Source organism: Methanoregula formicica SMSP (genome assembly GCF_000327485.1).
Taxonomy (GTDB): Archaea; Halobacteriota; Methanomicrobia; order Methanomicrobiales; family Methanospirillaceae; genus Methanoregula; species Methanoregula formicica.
Genome location: NC_019943.1, coordinates 2,454,160 through 2,470,415, shown reverse-complemented (window position 1 = coordinate 2,470,415; position 16,256 = coordinate 2,454,160). Strand labels below are relative to the sequence as shown.

Annotated in this window: 15 protein-coding genes; 5 read left to right on the top strand and 10 right to left on the bottom strand. The window is 52.6% G+C overall.

Annotation, left to right across the window (positions count from 1 at the left end; translation table 11 throughout):
* Nucleotides 1–41: 41 nt before the first annotated feature.
* Genes METFOR_RS12290 through METFOR_RS12275 form a run of 4 tightly spaced genes read right to left on the bottom strand, consistent with a single transcriptional unit; the run spans nt 42 to nt 4,940 of the window.
* A complete protein-coding gene (locus tag METFOR_RS12290) occupies nt 42–2,033 on the bottom strand; it encodes a DUF2298 domain-containing protein (RefSeq protein ID WP_015286476.1) in 1,992 nt (663 codons plus the stop codon).
* Nucleotides 2,034–2,043: 10 nt separating this feature from the next.
* The gene (locus tag METFOR_RS12285) at nt 2,044–3,018 is read right to left on the bottom strand and encodes a lysylphosphatidylglycerol synthase transmembrane domain-containing protein (protein WP_015286475.1); all 975 of its coding nucleotides are present in this window, start codon (nt 3,016–3,018) and stop codon (nt 2,044–2,046) included.
* Nucleotides 3,002–3,718 (bottom strand): dolichyl-phosphate beta-glucosyltransferase, encoded by a 717-nt coding sequence (locus METFOR_RS12280; RefSeq protein WP_015286474.1) that lies wholly within the window; start codon nt 3,716–3,718, stop codon nt 3,002–3,004. The genes METFOR_RS12285 and METFOR_RS12280 overlap by 17 nt, the downstream gene beginning before the upstream one ends.
* Nucleotides 3,705–4,940: an NAD(P)/FAD-dependent oxidoreductase gene (locus METFOR_RS12275; RefSeq protein ID WP_015286473.1), complete on the bottom strand. Its 1,236-nt coding sequence runs from the start codon at nt 4,938–4,940 to the stop codon at nt 3,705–3,707. Before METFOR_RS12275 ends, METFOR_RS12280 begins: the two co-directional genes overlap by 14 nt.
* Before the next feature lie 193 nt (nt 4,941–5,133).
* On the opposite strand from METFOR_RS12275, the gene METFOR_RS12270 reads away from it, so the two are divergent.
* Nucleotides 5,134–6,312 (top strand): tubulin/FtsZ family protein, encoded by a 1,179-nt coding sequence (locus tag METFOR_RS12270; protein WP_015286472.1) that lies wholly within the window; start codon nt 5,134–5,136, stop codon nt 6,310–6,312.
* Nucleotides 6,313–6,413: 101 nt separating this feature from the next.
* On the top strand, nt 6,414–7,466 hold the full coding sequence (locus METFOR_RS12265; protein ID WP_048110993.1) for a hypothetical protein: 1,053 nt from the start codon (nt 6,414–6,416) through the stop codon (nt 7,464–7,466).
* Between the two features lie 677 nt (nt 7,467–8,143).
* Here the strand turns inward: METFOR_RS12265 and METFOR_RS12260 are convergent.
* The 6 genes from METFOR_RS12260 to METFOR_RS12235 all read right to left on the bottom strand — a co-directional run bounded on the left by METFOR_RS12260 (nt 8,144) and on the right by METFOR_RS12235 (nt 13,413).
* Nucleotides 8,144–9,805, bottom strand: coding sequence for a flippase activity-associated protein Agl23 (locus tag METFOR_RS12260; RefSeq protein WP_015286470.1), 1,662 nt, complete (start codon nt 9,803–9,805; stop codon nt 8,144–8,146).
* A gap of 9 nt (nt 9,806–9,814) precedes the next feature.
* Nucleotides 9,815–10,123, bottom strand: coding sequence for a 30S ribosomal protein S10 (gene rpsJ / locus METFOR_RS12255; protein ID WP_015286469.1), 309 nt, complete (start codon nt 10,121–10,123; stop codon nt 9,815–9,817).
* A gap of 18 nt (nt 10,124–10,141) precedes the next feature.
* Entirely contained in the window at nt 10,142–11,419 is a 1,278-nt protein-coding gene (gene tuf, locus METFOR_RS12250) for a translation elongation factor EF-1 subunit alpha (protein ID WP_015286468.1), read from the bottom strand.
* A 171-nt stretch (nt 11,420–11,590) separates the two neighbouring features.
* A complete protein-coding gene (locus METFOR_RS15670; protein ID WP_048110992.1) occupies nt 11,591–11,989 on the bottom strand; it encodes a hypothetical protein in 399 nt (132 codons plus the stop codon).
* 282 nt (nt 11,990–12,271) lie between these two features.
* Nucleotides 12,272–12,982, bottom strand: coding sequence for an adenosylcobinamide-GDP ribazoletransferase (cobS, locus tag METFOR_RS12240; RefSeq protein ID WP_015286465.1), 711 nt, complete (start codon nt 12,980–12,982; stop codon nt 12,272–12,274).
* A complete protein-coding gene (locus METFOR_RS12235) occupies nt 12,979–13,413 on the bottom strand; it encodes a phosphatidylglycerophosphatase A (protein WP_015286464.1) in 435 nt (144 codons plus the stop codon). Before METFOR_RS12235 ends, cobS begins: the two co-directional genes overlap by 4 nt.
* Nucleotides 13,414–13,515: 102 nt before the next feature.
* Here METFOR_RS12235 and cobT point away from each other — a divergent pair, with 102 nt between their 5' ends.
* The 3 genes from cobT to METFOR_RS12220 all read left to right on the top strand — a co-directional run bounded on the left by cobT (nt 13,516) and on the right by METFOR_RS12220 (nt 16,223).
* Nucleotides 13,516–14,526: a nicotinate mononucleotide-dependent phosphoribosyltransferase CobT gene (gene cobT / locus METFOR_RS12230; protein WP_015286463.1), complete on the top strand. Its 1,011-nt coding sequence runs from the start codon at nt 13,516–13,518 to the stop codon at nt 14,524–14,526.
* Nucleotides 14,527–14,564: 38 nt separating this feature from the next.
* Nucleotides 14,565–15,125, top strand: a complete 561-nt coding sequence (locus METFOR_RS12225; RefSeq protein WP_015286462.1) for a GMP synthase subunit A — start codon at nt 14,565–14,567, stop codon at nt 15,123–15,125.
* Nucleotides 15,126–15,212: 87 nt separating this feature from the next.
* On the top strand, nt 15,213–16,223 hold the full coding sequence (locus METFOR_RS12220) for a DUF3821 domain-containing protein (protein WP_158491387.1): 1,011 nt from the start codon (nt 15,213–15,215) through the stop codon (nt 16,221–16,223).
* Nucleotides 16,224–16,256: the final 33 nt, after the last annotated feature.

The window sequence follows — 16,256 nt, the reverse complement described above, 5'->3', positions numbered from 1 at the left end:
GCACGCATAGCGGCCTGCTACCCGGAACGTGTACCTGGGGATTATGCAGAAATCCGATATATTGTGGTCGTTCCTTCCGAATAGACCTTTGTTAATCCGGTTCCGGGAAGGGAGACGTCGTATCGTTCGTATTCAGAATCCCCGACATAGAGCAGGGTTGCATTGTATTTTTTCATGAGCGGAACGGTCAGTTCCGGCCGCTCATAGATCTCCCGGATATCGGATTTTCGTTCAGAGAACCAGCCGCTCTCGTCCCCCCTCCACATGTATTCATGGAATGGCTGGCCGATGATTGCCGGAATCCCCGTGAACGAGGACACCCGGGAGGAATACGAATAGTCCCCGTTTTCTGCCTCGACAAGGATCTCGCCCGGTGGAAGCGTACGGAGGAAGGCAACCGCCCCGGCATCGCCCGGGTGCGAAGCAGTGAGATACTCCAGGCCGTCAAGAGTGTTGGTACCGTATCCGGAATTGTAGGATATCATGAACGGGGCAGCAAGGAGGAAAAGAACGATCCCGAGAGTTGCTGCTGTCGTGAGCCGGGCAGAAAAAACCGGGATGCGCCCCCATCTTCCAAGCCACTGTCCGATCATGACAAGTGCAGCGGTACCGAGCATCAGCCATGCGGGGAGATAGCACTTGAAGACCGTGTTCATGCGGAAGAAGGTCTCCCCCATGTTGTCCTTCATGTACACGAGTTCGCAGATCACGAGGATGGCAAGACCGAATGCCGCAAGAATATCGGGAAAATCGCGGTCGGCTTTGGCAATGAGGTAGACGAGGGGGATGATGGCAATCGCTGCAGCGATGTACCCGGTAAGGGCAAAGGGCAGGCAGGCAATGAGGAGCCATGGCCGTTTCCGGAACTCCGGAACAAGCAGCGCGATAAAGATGGCGATGAAGATGCCATTCACCCAGAGGAACTCGACCGGATCCGATGGTGTCCTGACAAATGCTATCGCCCCGGTCTGTGTCTGCAGCTGGAGATAGAAGGGAAGATATAAGAGAATAGAAAGGGGTGGCACGGTGAACAGGAATGCCCAGGTGTCTCTTCCCGGCGATGCCCGGTTTCTCCAGATAAGGAGAAATGCGACAATAAGCACGAGCGGCGCATAGATGAGGACGTCCCAGGTGTTAAAGAGCGGCATCGAACCAAGACTGAGGGAAACCAGGATCGTTACTATGGCTTTTTGAACCTTGTCCAGGGACTCCCAGTTCCGGTAAACAAAAAAGAGGAGCAGGATAAGGAAGAGCTGGTTGAAGATCGAGACAACATGGGCATGGACATCGCCCCAGACAAAGGAGAAGAGGGGATACTCGTTGATGGTGTTGGTGATGGTCCGTGTTCCCAGCCACGAAAGGGATGCATCATAGGCCGGATTCACCGCTGATCCGGTGACGAGCTGGCAAATGAGTGCCGGGTTGGGGAGGATGAGGACAGTAAGCGGGAGCCAGCGGAAACGATCGAGCAGCAGCGAGCCGATGGCATACAGGCTGATCGCGGATAGGGCGAACACGGTAGGAAGGGACAGGTTGAATGCGATCGCAGAAGGAACCCCGCTGATGATGGCAAGGCAGCCGAGCATCCAGTACCCAAGATAGTAATAGACATTGAGGGTGCCCCCGGCAAACCAGGGATCCAGCGGGGGGACAACCGGGTTCAGGATCACTGAGGCAAGGAACCCGTGGTCCATGAACTTCTCGGCATAGGAGATTGTCGGGTTCACAAACCGGACATCCAGCATGATGAGGAAGGTAACCAGGAAGAGGGCTTCCCAGCGCCACTGTTCTTTCAGGTCAGGGATCTGGTAGTTCCGCTGGTAAAGGTGCCATGCTGCAAGAAAGATGAAGGGAATAAGGGCTGAATGGATGGGGATCCGGACGAGTCCGCAATACCAGGACAGGATAGTAAAGGCAAGAAGCGATGCAGGGAATGCAACAGGAAACGCGAAGCGGCCAAAGGTCTTTTTCAGGGACGGATACAGTGAGAGCTGCAGGAATGTAAGGACCGCAAGCCAGCTGAGTACGGCGATGATCTGCTGTTCAGGAGCCGTCAGGTCTCTTACCCCCGTTGAACTTTGTGTTGATTGCCTCTTTGATACTGGGAATGACCCAGTCCCCGAGATAGTAAATCGAAATTATCCCCCCAATCAGGGTTACAAGGTTCTTGATCAGGTGATCGATGACCGCAATCAGTGTTGCAACAGCCGGGCTCACTCCGGCGAGCCCGAATGTCAGGGCAAGGGCGAGTTCGTACGTCCCCATTCCCCCGGGCGTAAGCGGGACTGCTTTTACGAGGTTCCCGATGACGACAGCAAGCACGACAACAGCAAAGGGGATCTGCTGTTCAAACATCATGACAACCGCATAACAGACAAGGATGTCGAGGAGCCAGATGACAATGGATGAGGACCCGAGCAGCACGATAGACCGGGGGGTGAGCGAGGCCCGTTTGATCTCGTGGAGCATGTTGAGGATGATGGCAATGTACTTATTCCCGGAAGAGAACCTGCCGACAACGACCAGGAACGCGAAGAATGCCACCCCGGCAACAAGCGGGACGATGATGAGTGTCAGGAACCATGACGGTGCATTGATGACAAAGAAGATCGAGATAGCCCCAAGCAGGGCAACGGTGAAAATATCAAAGATCCGTTCCACGACAATCGATGAGACGCCTTCAGAATAGGTCGTGTTGTACTCGTGTTTCAGGATGAAGACGCGGATAAAGTCACCGAGCCGTGCAGGCACGACAAGGTTGACCGTCTGGCTGACGAAGATGCATGCCATGGAAACCGTCATCTTCACGGAGTAGTTCAGGCCGGCAAGGATTTTCCGGTACCTCCACCCGCGAAGGACCCATGCCACAAGGCAGATGGCGATTCCAAGGAGGAGAAACTCCGGTATGATGTGCTGGAGTGCAACAAGCAGATCATCCCACACACTATACAGCATGTACCCGATGATGCCCGCAGCAAACAGTGTCGGGACGACGATGGCGCTAATCTTTCGATACATGGATCTGCCACCATAACCGGAGGATCGCCCTGCCCATCGAAAAAATATCTTTAGCCTTTACGGTTGTCCCTTTGCCTGCCCGCCAGCGGACTGCAAATTCCTTTACGCGGAAACCCTTCCGCTGGCCCCTCACAAGGAGCTCCGTGTCCCAGAACCAGTGGGTGTCACGGACAGTCGGGATGATGGTCAGGATGCGTTCCCGGTTGAATGCCTTGAACCCGCACTGGTGGTCGAAGATTGTGCTGGATAAGAACAACCGCACGAGGAAATTGTAGGAACGGCTCGCGATTTCCCGGCCCCCTGTCCGGACAATGTCACTGTCCGGCATGAGCCTTGATCCTGTTGCCATGTCATAGCCATCGCGTATCGCCCCTATTAGTTCCGGAAGGTGCTGCATATCCGTTGCAAGATCAACATCAAAATAGCAGACAATCGATCCCTGAGCTTCCCGTATTGCACGGTTGAGTGCCCTGCCTCGCCCCTGCCTCTTATCGCTGTGGAGGAGCCGGACCCGTGACTCCGTCCTGCTGAATGCTTCAACGATCGCTGCACTCCCATCGGTGCTCCCGTCCTCCGCCACAATGATCTCAAAAGAGGGGGAAATAGTTGAGAGAATTCCGACAGATGCGGGAAGGGCCCTCTCAAGGGATTCCCGGTCATTGTAGACCGGGATGATTGCTGTGACTTCAGGTGGTGCCATGGGTCCTTCTCCTGATGCACTCCGCAACCTCAAGACCCGCCCGCACCGATCCCTCCATGCTCCGTTCGGGATAGTTCGTCCGGGAAAACATTCCTGCCATGAAGAGCCCTGACTGCTCGTATGCCGGCAGGAGGCTCCGGTACCCCACTGTATAGACTGGCCCGGCCCACGGGTCGACAGCCATCCGGTGCCAGTGGATCTCCCGTTCGGGGACAGCAAATCTCCTGCAGAAGTCTGCGAGCATCCGTTCATCGTGCTGGTGGGGGACTGTCCCGGAGAAATAGGAGGCAAGGTAGACGATGTGCTCTCCGTAGCGTTCTTTCGGGATGAAGTTTGTATGCGAGACGACAGCGCCATACGGCGCTGAATCTTTCATATTGAGCCAGTAGACTCCTTCTGTAACCTGGCGATCCAGGGCAAGGGTCATGCAGGCAGCACCCTGGTAGGGGATATGCGGGAGAGCCGGCCCGCCCATCCGTTCCAGTTCATGAGGGGGTATTGTTGAGACGATCGCATCGAAGGGAATGCCATTAAGCGTCCATCTATCCCCCTGTTTTTCGAGGGATGCAGCCGGAACCTGCTTCTGGATCAGTCCGCCTTTTGCCGTTATGGAAGATTCGAGTGCTGAGATTATCTGGTGGAATCCCCCGTTCAGGTAGCCCAGTCTCTCCCCGGAAATGCCGCGGTTCGATCGGATGGCAATACGGCTGATGAGCCATGCGGCCGAGACCTCGTTTCTCCTGTCGCCGAATTTGCTTTTCAGCAGTGGCTCGAAAAATGACGAATAGAGATTGGAACCCAGGTTCTCGATGATATACTGATCTGCAGGGACAGAGTCCAGCCCGGCAAGATCGATTTTTTTTGCCTTAACGGTAAGCAAGGCCAGTTTTGCCTTATCGATGAGAGTGAGTTCCGGGTAGGTGAGGATCTGCCCTGGCGTGTTGAGCGGAAAAATCCTGCCCCTTGCATAATACCCGCTCGTTCCGGTGATCCATTCCAGCTTTTTTGAAAGGCCGAGCCGATCCATAAGTGAGAACAATGCAGTATCGGTGGCAAAGCAGTGATGATAATACCGCTCGATCCAGTAATCGTTCATGTTATAGGAAGAGAGGCATCCCCCGAGATAGGGCAGTTTCTCGAAAAGATGGATCTCGTGGTCTCCGGCAAGAGCGTCCGCTGCAACAAGGCCGGTCAATCCCCCCCCGATAATGCCGATCTTCATGGCTGGCAATCTATAGTACTTTTGGGGGCGAAATGAAAAAGGCTCCGGATAAAGCGCCGGATTTCGTCCAATTACCTCGTAATCTCATAACAAAGTTTTTGAACTGCCGAAATAAAAGGTTCATATCAGCAAAAGGACTTAAAAGAATTAAAAGAAATTAGTTATCTGTTAGCCCATTGGATGGTGTCACCGGATGCGGGTATTTTTCATAGGATTTGGCCAGGCGGGCGGCAAAATTGTTGATATGTTCATCGAGCAGGACAAGAAGCTCGGTGCAAACAGTTTCAGGGGTATTGCCGTCAATACTGCCAGAACCGACCTGATGGGACTGAAAAATATCGAACTGAGGGACCGGATTCTTATTGGCCAGACGATGGTCAAGGGTCATGGGGTAGGCACCGACAACGTGACCGGGGCCCGGGTTACCGCAGATGAGATCGACAGCATCATCAGCGCCATCGACAGCAGGGGCACTCATGATGTGGATGCCTTTGTCATCGTGGCGGGACTTGGTGGAGGGACGGGCTCCGGGGGTTCCCCGGTCCTCGCACGCCACCTCAAGCGGATTTACCGCGAACCGGTATATGCTCTTGGTATCATCCCTGCACCGGAAGAAGGCAGGCTTTACTCCTACAATGCGGCAAGAAGCCTGACAACTCTTGTGAATGAAGCGGACAATACATTCATTTTCGATAACAGCGCCTGGAAAAACGAGGGCGAGAGTGTCAAGACCGCGTTCCAGCGCCTGAACAACGAGGTTGTGAGAAGGTTTGGTGTCCTCTTCCGTGCCGGAGAAGTCGGCAGGATGGGCGTTGGCGAGATGGTCGTTGATTCCAGCGAGATCATCAACACCCTCCGGGGCGGGGGTATCACCTCTGTCGGTTATGCGATAAGCGAGGTGCAGAGCAAGACCACCAAGGAGAGGAAGGGATTTCTCGGGGGCTTAAAAGACAAGTTCGGGGCAAAGAGGGAAGCAAATGAGGAGGTTCTGCTGGGCGAAGACAGGTCTGCAAAGATCGTCGCCCTGGTCCGGCGGGCAATGCTTGGACGGCTGACTCTTCCCTGCGATTATTCCACTGCCGAGCGGGCGCTGGTCCTCCTTGCCGGCCCTCCGGATGAGATGGACAGAAAGGGCGTGGAGAAAGCGAAGAGCTGGGTGGAAGAGAATATTGCCGGTGTCGAAGTTCGTGGCGGCGACTACCCGGTCAATAGCGAATACGTTGCCGCTGTTGTCATGCTGGCAACCGTTGGCAATGCGCCCAGGATAAAGGAACTCCTTGATATCGCCAAGGAAACAAAAGAAGATGTTATAAAGTCAAAGGAGAAAAAAACGAGTATGTTTGAAGAAGGGATTGATCCCTTGTTTGAGTGAGGTTGATGAGGTTGATGATGAAGGTAACAAAAATAATTATCCTTGCAGTAGTTGCTTTGTTTTTTTGCATTCCCGCGGTATCGGCATTCTCAGTTGAAGGAATGACGATCGAACCTTCCGGTTCGCTTACACCGGGTACAACAGTCACTGCTTCCTTTAAGATCGGGTTTTCAGCATCATCGAGTCTGACATTCCCCGAAGGTAGCGACCTTGTGATGACCACGGATCTTAAAGATCCTTCATGGAGTTACACAATCCTTCTGAACGATGTGGAAAATCCCCGTAATCCTGTCGGGGGAAAGACGCTGGAATTAAGCGGCTTTGAACTATCCTATCCTTCCGATGTGAGTGAGGTTATCCGTGTAACCCTCAAGGGGACTGCCCCGAGTGTTGACGCCACCTCGGAAAAGACCATCCTCAATGTAAAAGAAGTGGACTCGAACGGGAATACCGTGGCAAGTTCCGCTGTTACCAAGACAGCCCTTGTCATAAACACGGGTGATGTATCAAAGCAGGTCTCGGAGAAGAACTCCAACCTTCAGGCACTCCAGGCACAGATCGATGAGAAAAGTGCCATGGGCGTTGACACATCTTCCGCCGAGGCATACTTTAACGATGCACAGTCGAAGATCTCAACCGCATCGTCCCGGCCCGCAACGCAATATACCGAGGCGATTGCAGACCTGACCTCTGCCCAGACATCCATTGATGCAGGTAACACCGCAGTCGAACTTGCGTGGGCTGAGATGGAAGTTGCGAGTGCGCAGGTTCCCATCGACCGGGTTGATGGTGTTATTGCATGGTTCAAGGGCAACCAGAGTACCGCAAGCGATACGCAATTATCAGCAATTGTTGCAAAACGTGAATCGGCGGTAACGTATCTCTCCAATGCGAATGATGCGATCAACAGCGGGAACTACCAGCAGGCCCGGACCAAGGCTGCTGAAGCATTCGCCAAAGCAAATGAGTCCTATACCGATGCCCTGGTACGCCAGAAACAATTGTCATCCGGGTTCCAGTTCCCGAACATTCTGCCGAGTAATATTAAATTACCGGGCGGGATTTTCCTTATCATCGGCATAATTGTGGTAGTCCTTGTTGTTGTCGGGGTAATCATTTACCGCAGGCGTTCCAGCTGGGATGAACTCGGATAATTCCAGATACTTCCTTTTTTCCTGACACTTTTTTTGTAATTGAGCTAATGCCTGCGTCACTAGGACTCTGTGATTCACAAAGTGCTACCGTGAGTGTTCGATCTATTCCTAGAAGAAAAGTATAATTTTCTTATCGAATCTCATCACAGATGAGGTATGAGAAAAAGCTGCAAGTTTCTTCGAACTGGATCTTTCGAAAAATGTCAATGGTTATTCTGGCTCTCTGGAGATATCCTTCTCACAACGCACTCGGTGGAATAACGAATGTGACTCCCACTCTCCTCGAAGAACGCTGATGCGTTCAGGAGAAGGTCACCGACTTTCTCCTGCCGCAGGTCTGATGACCTGTGGCATTCTGCGACCTCCCTACGGTCGATCCCCAGAGGGGGAGTCCGAATGGTCCAACAGGATCCGAGGACGCAGAAGAATCCGAAGGATTCTTCGCGGGGCGAGGGTCGGCAGACCCCGAGCACCCGTGGCTCCATCCCTAACTAACATTATCCCACACAGGTTTTCTCCAGAGTAGTATTCTCATCGTTTTGTTTCTCCTGAACCACAAAGAGGCTCAAGGGGGAATGGATCCTGTTTATGAAACGGTTGTTGTCTTGAGAAAATGGCAGGATCCCTTAAAGGACATTTGAAGAAAATTAACTACACCGAAAAAACGAATTGAGTTTTCAAAAGTTTCGAAGCGTAAACACGTCAATGTTGATACTGCCCATCTTTCCGTCACGGAGGAGATAGTATTCGGGCAGACGCTTGTTGTTGTCATAGATGGAGAACCAATAGGATAACTTGTGGGTTTCCTTCTCGTACCCGCTGATGGAAGGCAGGCTTTCTGCGTCATGGAGGATGATAACCTGGGCGTTGTCTTCGGTCAGTACTGATTCCTCCGGGACTGTACTGTATAAGGTGATCTTATCGTTCCAGGTATCGCGGAAATACCAGGGAAGCGGCCAGTAATCCTTGGACGCAATCACAATCGTATCTGACTGTTCCATGATCCGCATGACATCACGCATTTCTTCGGAATTCTGGACTTGGACAATGGGTTCATTGATATCCGCGGGAACAAAGGCAACATGCCATACCATTAGGCAAAGGAATATGCACCCGACAAGGGCAATAACAGTCTTCTGCCAGTTCAGTTTGTATACGGCAACAAAACACATCGGGAGCAACTGGGGGATGATGAGCCAGGGAACTTTCTCCCCGACATAGGCATAGAATGCCATGGTCAGGATCATCCACCAGACACTAAACCGGAAGAACGTATCGGATTTAGGAGTCGTTGCCTGTGCTGCTTTCAGCTGACGGCTGCTTACCTGGGCAAGATCCTCTACTGTCAGCGTGAACCGGCGCAACCGCAGGACATTTTTCAAGCGCCGGTAAACGACGGACAGGGTCGTGCCGGAAATGAGGATCTGGATCGTGCCGATGAGTGCCAGAATGAAGATCGGCAGTTCATAGAGCAGGTTCAGGGGAATATAATAAAACCAGGGCCCGCCAAGGCGCTGCTGCTTGTGCATGTCTGTCCAGTGCTCAACGGCCTGATACCATCCCGTGGTTTTCATGTCGAAATGGAATCCGGCGGGGGAAAGGACAGTATCCTTCCCGATGATTGTGTCCGGGTGTCCGCCGAATCCCGTATAAAGCGTGCAGCAGAGTGCAATCACGAGTAGAATGCAGATGACAAGATCCTTTTTCCACGGTGCCGGGAGTGAGAAACGCCCCTGCCAGAGTGTGATGAAGAAGAACGATCCGATAATGATCAGAAGGATCGGCATCTCCTCCTTGCAGCAGAGGGCACCCGCTGTTGCTATCGCGGCGATGATGGCAAACCGTGATTGTTTCCGCTCGAAATAATAGAATAATGCGACAACGAGCAGAAAGGTAAAGAACAGCATGAAAATGTCATGCCGGAGGAACCGGGAAAAATAGACCATATCGGGAGATATGGCGATGAACAGGCTGGCGAGCAATGTCTGGTTTTTGCTGATATATCCCAGCCGGTAAATACTGTAAACGAGCGGGATTAACAGGAGACCGAACAATGACGGGAGCAGCCTTGCCACGAGGTCGGAAGCCCCGAAAGCCGAGAACATCCCTGCTGTGACGAAATAGAGGAACGGGCCATGGTAACTCGGATCATATGCCCAGGTACTCTCTGTCAGCAGCTGGTACGAGAACCATGAATGGATTGCCTCGTCATGGTGCAACAGCTTGAAGTCAAGCAGCAAGAACCGGAGAACAAATGCGATAATCAGAAGTAAGAGAAAAATTCGCTCGAAGGTAAAAAGAGTTTTGAGTCTTTGAGAAAAAAGAGCGGCCTGCTGCACGCCGCACCTTCAACTCTCTAAGACAATCTCAATGCCGATATCCTTTGGCACCTGGATGCGCATCAGCTGGCGAAGAGCACGCTCATCCGCATCGATATCAATAAGGCGTTTGTGGACACGCAGCTGCCAGCGGTCCCATGTTGCGGTCCCCTCTCCATCAGGGCTCTTGCGGATTGGTACGACCAGTCTTTTGGTCGGGAGCGGTATCGGGCCGGCCAGATTAACACCTGTGCGTTCTGCGATCTCCCTTATCCTGTCACAGACCATCTCTACTTTCTGAAAGTCGGTTCCTGTCAGGCGAATTCTGGCTTTCTGCATGATCCCCACCAAAAAAATTTATCTCATCTGTTTTGGCTGGATTGCGATGCACATACCGGCGGCGATCGTTGAACCCATATCGCGGACGGCGAACCTGCCGAGCTGCGGGAGTTCCTTGACGTTCTCAATGACCATCGGCTTTGTGGGCTTGATGACGACAATGGCTGCGTCACCGGATTTGAGGAAGGTCGGGTTCTCTTCCTTGGTCTGGCCGGAGCGGGGGTCGAGTTTCTTCTTGAGCTCGATGAATGTGCAGGCTGTCTGGGTGGTGTGGCAGTGGAAGACCGGAGTGTAACCGACGGTCAGTGCGCTCGGGTGCTGGAGCACGACGATCTGTGCAGTGAATTCATCTGCAACGGTCGGGGGTGCTTCAACAGGGCCGCAAACATCGCCGCGGCGGATGTCGCCCTTGCCGATACCGCGGACGTTGAACCCTACGTTGTCGCCAGGGAGTGCCTGCGGGATCTCTTCGTGATGCATCTCGATGGACTTGATTTCCCCATCCTTGTTGGCGGGCATGAAGCTGACCTTCATTCCCTTCTTCATGATACCGGTCTCAACGCGGCCGACCGGAACAGTGCCGATACCGCTGATGCTGTACACATCCTGGATCGGGAGCCGGAAGGGCTTGTCGGTCGGTTTGTCGGGCTCCTTGAAGGTGTCGAGTGCCGGAATGAGTGCCGGGCCCTTGTACCAGGGAGTCTCGGGGCTGTTGGCTTTGAAGTTTACGCCCTGCAGGGAACTGATCGGGATGAAAAGGGTTTCTTCGGGCTTGTAACCGACCATCTTGATGAGATCGGAGAGATCCTTCTTGACTTCGTTGAACCGCTTCTCGTCGTACTTGACAGCGTCCATCTTGTTGACGGCGATGATGATCTGGGTAATGCCAAGGGTTCTTGAGAGGAAAACGTGCTCCTTGGTCTGCTCCATGACACCATCAGGAGCTGCGACAACGAGAACTGCTGCATCAGCCTGAGATGCACCGGTGATCATGTTCTTGACGAAGTCCCTGTGCCCGGGGCAGTCCACAACGGTGAAGTAGTACTTGGGGGTGTCGAACCTCTTGTGAGCGATATCGATGGTGATACCTCTCTCACGCTCTTCCTTGAGGTTGTCCATAACCCATGCAAACTCAAAGGTTGCCTTACCCTTGGTCTCAGCCTCCTTGCGGTACCCTTCAATGATGTGGGCCGGTACAGCGCCGGTCTCGAACATCATCCGTCCGACGGTGGTTGACTTTCCGTGGTCGATGTGGCCGATAACGGCCAGATTCATGTGAGGTTTGTCAGATGCCATTTATGTGATCCTCCAAAACATAGAGACTGTCCGCTTACAGTCTGGTTATGCGAGTATTACTTATATGAGACCCAACTATTTAAAATATTTCGATTGGCCGACCTTATTTACGATGGTGATAATTACATCGGCAGCATCATATCAGATCGAAAAAGATCACTTGTCATGAAGTCATTGCCATTCCAGCGTGATGAGAAAAAAAACCGCGTGACTGTTGCCTGTGCCGATGGAGATCTCTCCGTGTACAGCCGATGCGCGTATTGCCGGCACTGTAAAGGGATAAAGGCGGGGAACCGGATTGTTCCAACACCCCAACAGCAAGCTCTGAGTGATGTCCGCAGGGGAGTTGCATCGGATGACAATCTCATGAACGCTGCAATGATGTTCAATACCCTGGTACGGGATGGTTCGGGGATTGAGTGCGATGATGATGGGAACCATGGTTTTCTGGGAATGTTCTAATCCAAAAATCAATCCATATTCGAAAATCCCTGCATGGATGTTCATCGGTTCTCTTTTTCCGGAATAAGTTCCCCGTTGAATTTTTTTAAAAACCTTTCTGACCATCATAATCTCTCTGTTCAGGAAGTTTATGGATGAGGGAATCCGGGCTCGTAGCGGGCTTCGATATCCTATTTTTTGATCAATTTCTGCAAAAACGGATGCAGTTTTACTCAGCGATCCGGAAACACGCTTGCTCCTTCGAATTCGCGCTGAACGGGACGATTTGCGTGGCGCTGTAAAACGCTAATGTACGCTAATGGGAGGTGAAAGTCAGGGATGTGAGAGGGGTAGGATGGTCCGGATGAAAAGAGTGAGAATTTCGTATCGGGTCCGGATCCCGCATAGGGATTAGATTAGTGCAATCCCAACAACTACCAGTGCCCGCGTGATCTCATTGGACGCACCGACAACATCCCCGTTCACGCCACCGAAAAGCCGGCGGGATACTGCGAGCAGCAGCGCCGGGCAGATGATCATCAGGAGAAACGCTCCGAATATTTTTATCGGATCAACCGGAAGAAGGAGAAGCGGCAGGCAGAGCAGGAAAGAAATTGCCGGGAAATATGGCTGCGAATACCCGTGAAGATAACTCTGCATGCCTTCATGGAACGGTGTGCCGTACGCAGTCAGGAATGCCATAGAGAATTTGCCACAGACCTCCCCGATTATTATCGCGGAGATGAGTGAAGCGGATTCCTGAAGGCCTGCGAAGAGGAGTAGTGTAATGATGAGTGCGAGGGCAACCGCACCGGCACCCACGTTCCTGTCGGTCAGTGCACGGATCCGTTTTTCCTTATCCCCGTGTGCCATCAGTCCGTCGCCAAAATCCATCAGGCCATCGAAATGGTGGGCCCCGGTAACAAGGATGAGAAGTGCGACTGCAACTGCCGCGGCAATCGTGGTATTCGTGATGAAAAACACCGGCAGAGCAACCAGGGCACCGATTATATAACCGGCAATCGGGTAAAGATAAGAGTGTCTGGCGAAATGTTCGAGATCCTGCGGTTTTCCGAGAGGAAGTGTTGTGGTGAACTGGAGCAGGGACCGGAGTGTCTTCATAATGATTCGGAATAGAGCCGTGATGTGCACCCGGCGATCAGGCCGGCGATTGCATCATCAAGGAACGGCCCGAGGTGTGCAAGGATACCCGGCTTTTTCTGGTCGTACCGGGTAAACTCAAACCTCGCATACGTGCCCCCGATGCATTCTGCGATTGCCATGCCAAGGATCTCATCGCTGAGCAGGAAAATGGGGTCGTCAGCGATCTCGGAATTTTTCCGTTTCGTGTACAGTTCGTCCTCAAGAAGGATTGCACCAAGAAGCAGGGACGCAACGTTGGGATCTGCAAGGTATTTTTTTATCTTTTTCTTAATCTCCATGGCTGCCTGGTCATCCGGTATCCCATGGGAGACATACAAACCCATTGCCGCAGAGACCATGTCATCGATAGTGATGCCCAGTTTCTGGAGCCGTTGTTCGATCTCAAACATGTCATTAGGTGTTGTGATGACAAGGGTATTATACCATTGTGGATTATCCCGCCAGCGATAAATTCAATGGTTTTTAATGAGAAATCAGTTGCTCTGAGTATCATGGCGTTTATCTCCGGAACAATTCCCATACGGTTTAAAAAACCATTTTTTTGTGGCATTCTTGCAAACACCTTACTATCCACGGTTCCCGGGGTTTCGGGTGCCGGTCCGAGTCCCGAAAAAACACTCCTGACCCCGGTTCTTGATGCAGAGCTGATAGCAACCGGAAAAGTTTCCAGCCATCCCTTCAAGCCGGATACCCCGACCGGCTGTCCCACTCCATCTACCATAACACGGGCGATGATCTCCCTCTGCAGGCTCCAGCCCTTCTTTGTTAACGCAGGCCTGCGGCATACTCCGACGGTTCCCTGCTACGATCTTTACGGTAAGGTTGGAGATGATCCCCGTATCCGGGATGCCGTTCCGGAAGCGCGGGCGCTCTTCAGCCGCGGAGAGACGCTCGGAAAAATTCTTTCGCAGGCATGCGATCTCCTTGTTGTTGCAGAATGTGTGCCGGGGGGAACCACAACGGCACTCTGTGTTTTGCGGGCATTGGGATATGAGGCATCGGTAAGCAGCAGTTTTGTTGAAAACCCCGTATCGATAAAAGAAGAGATCTGTTCAAAAGCGCTTGCACGGATCTCATCCGATAACATAACAGACCCCCTTGACATTGTCCGGTATACTGGAGATCCCATGATGCCAGTGGCTGCAGGAATGATACAAGCATATACCGGAACCCTCCTCCTTGCGGGTGGTACCCAGATGTTATCGGTAGCAGCACTGGCAAAGGCACTCGGCCAGAAACCCCCGGTCGTTGTCACGACTTCTTATGTTCGAGATGATCCGACTGCGAATGTTACGGATCTTGCTGACCGGATCGGTTGCCCGGTGTATTATGTCGATCCCGGGTTCGGGGATCTTGGACATCCCGGCCTTGCACGGTACTGTATCGGGGAGGTTAAGGAAGGATTTGGTGCCGGGGGAGCAATGTATCTTGCCTATCTTATGGGCCACTCCGAAGAAGTGATCCGGGAAAAAATTTTATCTGCTGCACATGTCTGCAGCTAAGCAGGCTTATACGATTCAAGAAAAAAATGAGTACAGCAATGCTTCCCATTTATGTTGTGAATAACCATGGGCAGTTCAACCACCTTATTCACCGAGGTCTGCGGGATCTTGGCATTGATGTGGCCCTGATCCCCAATACCACTCCGGCTGCCGATGTAGGGGCGGACTGTCGGGGGGTCATCCTTGGTGGGGGACCATCGATCGAACGTGCCGGGAACTGTGAGCAGTATCTCGACCTGGGAATACCGGTACTGGGAATATGTCTTGGGCTTCACATCATTGCCAGGAAATACGGGGGAACCGTGACAACCGGCCAGAGCGGCGGGTACGGCCCGGTCGAGATTGAGGTTTGCCGGGACAGCGAGATCCTCGCGGGATATCCTAAAACGATGAATGTCTGGGCATCCCATGCCGATGAAGTATCCCGGGTGCCGGAGGATTTTTGTGTTCTCGCACAATCGTCTATCTGCAACCACGAGGCGATTGCCCATTTGGAAAAACCGGTTTTCGGGCTCCAGTGGCATCCCGAGGTCAGCCATACCTTTGAAGGGAAACGCGTTTTTGAAAATTTCCTCCGGATCATTGCCGATAACCCATAAACACTTTATCCTTATCCGGCAACCTTTCTCTCTGATGAGAAGAGAGGGATGAAAATGGCGGATAATTCCATAGTAGTGTGTTTCATCATGGTAACCGGGCTTTTCCTGATGTTCTGTCCGGTTTCTGCAGCTGATGCGATCAGCACGATCTCAGCCGGAAATACCGTCTTTATCGGTGAGCAGGGACTGGACATCCGTGCTGCAATGGATGGAGATTCAACGCTGGGATGGTGGGCATCCGGAGCCCCCATTGCGTCCGCTTCACCGGATAAGACGATCTCTGTCCCGAATCCGGGGAGTTTCTCGATCTATCCTTCGGATTTCCAGACACATATCGGAAGTTGGTACCATCTTTCCGGTCCGAGTACGCCGAACGGAACAGCGTTCACGGTTGCCGACCCCTATATTGATATCCGGATCGAGGATACGACAGTCAGCACGGACGTTACGAACAAATGGGTACCCTCGGATGACGAACTCCGGTTCAGGATTGATACCAATTTTGTCCAGATGCTCCAGCGGGCAAACGTGAACTCTGTTCCGGTCACCATCAAGGTGCGTGGCCCTGACGGAACATTGTTCAGCGGACTAACGAGTAAATCTGGACAAACCACATCGCTGGTGGATTACCAGTTGACAACCTCTCCCCAGTATACCAATGCTATCTGGGGCACGAGCAACCGGGCAATGTACCCTCCGGGCACATACTCTGTCTGGGTTGAATGCAATGTCAATTCAATAAAAGACAATTATGGCCAGACCGGAAAAGCCGTGAGTTCAACGGTTACGGTTCTCAACCAGGACCAGAACCCGCTCATCGGCAACAAGGGATATGTCACGAACCCGACGACATCAACGCCAGTGGCGACAACCCGGACTCCGACGCCGACTGTTAGCACGGCAGTTACGACAAGCCCTCCCCCCACCACCGTCTCAACCCCGGCCGCAACAGCAACGGCCGAATCCTCGGCAGCAACGACGCTGCCGGCAACTGCGGCCGTCCCTGCAGTCCCGACCACCCATACCCCTGGTTTCGGGACCGGACTGGTTGTTCTTTCTCTTTGTGCCTGTCTTGCGCTCTTCCTGAAAAAGCACTAATTTTTCCTTCGTAAGTTTTTATTACCCGGGTCT

Excerpts from the sequence above, each read along its gene's own strand:
- METFOR_RS12220 (WP_158491387.1), top strand. The coding sequence starts at position 15,213 with ATGGTAACCGGGCTTTTCCTGATGTTCTGTCCGGTTTCTGCAGCTGAT.
- METFOR_RS12265 (WP_048110993.1), top strand. The coding sequence starts at position 6,414 with ATGACGATCGAACCTTCCGGTTCGCTTACACCGGGTACAACAGTCACT.
- METFOR_RS15670 (WP_048110992.1), bottom strand. The coding sequence starts at position 11,989 with ATGATGGTCAGAAAGGTTTTTAAAAAAATTCAACGGGGAACTTATTCC.
- cobT (WP_015286463.1), top strand. The coding sequence starts at position 13,516 with ATGGCGTTTATCTCCGGAACAATTCCCATACGGTTTAAAAAACCATTT.
- rpsJ (WP_015286469.1), bottom strand. The coding sequence starts at position 10,123 with ATGCAGAAAGCCAGAATTCGCCTGACAGGAACCGACTTTCAGAAAGTA.
- METFOR_RS12235 (WP_015286464.1), bottom strand. The coding sequence starts at position 13,413 with ATGTTTGAGATCGAACAACGGCTCCAGAAACTGGGCATCACTATCGAT.
- METFOR_RS12275 (WP_015286473.1), bottom strand. The coding sequence starts at position 4,940 with ATGAAGATCGGCATTATCGGGGGGGGATTGACCGGCCTTGTTGCAGCG.
- METFOR_RS12225 (WP_015286462.1), top strand. The coding sequence starts at position 14,565 with ATGCTTCCCATTTATGTTGTGAATAACCATGGGCAGTTCAACCACCTT.
- METFOR_RS12285 (WP_015286475.1), bottom strand. The coding sequence starts at position 3,018 with ATGTATCGAAAGATTAGCGCCATCGTCGTCCCGACACTGTTTGCTGCG.
- tuf (WP_015286468.1), bottom strand. The coding sequence starts at position 11,419 with ATGGCATCTGACAAACCTCACATGAATCTGGCCGTTATCGGCCACATC.
- cobS (WP_015286465.1), bottom strand. The coding sequence starts at position 12,982 with ATGAAGACACTCCGGTCCCTGCTCCAGTTCACCACAACACTTCCTCTC.
- METFOR_RS12280 (WP_015286474.1), bottom strand. The coding sequence starts at position 3,718 with ATGGCACCACCTGAAGTCACAGCAATCATCCCGGTCTACAATGACCGG.
- METFOR_RS12270 (WP_015286472.1), top strand. The coding sequence starts at position 5,134 with ATGCGGGTATTTTTCATAGGATTTGGCCAGGCGGGCGGCAAAATTGTT.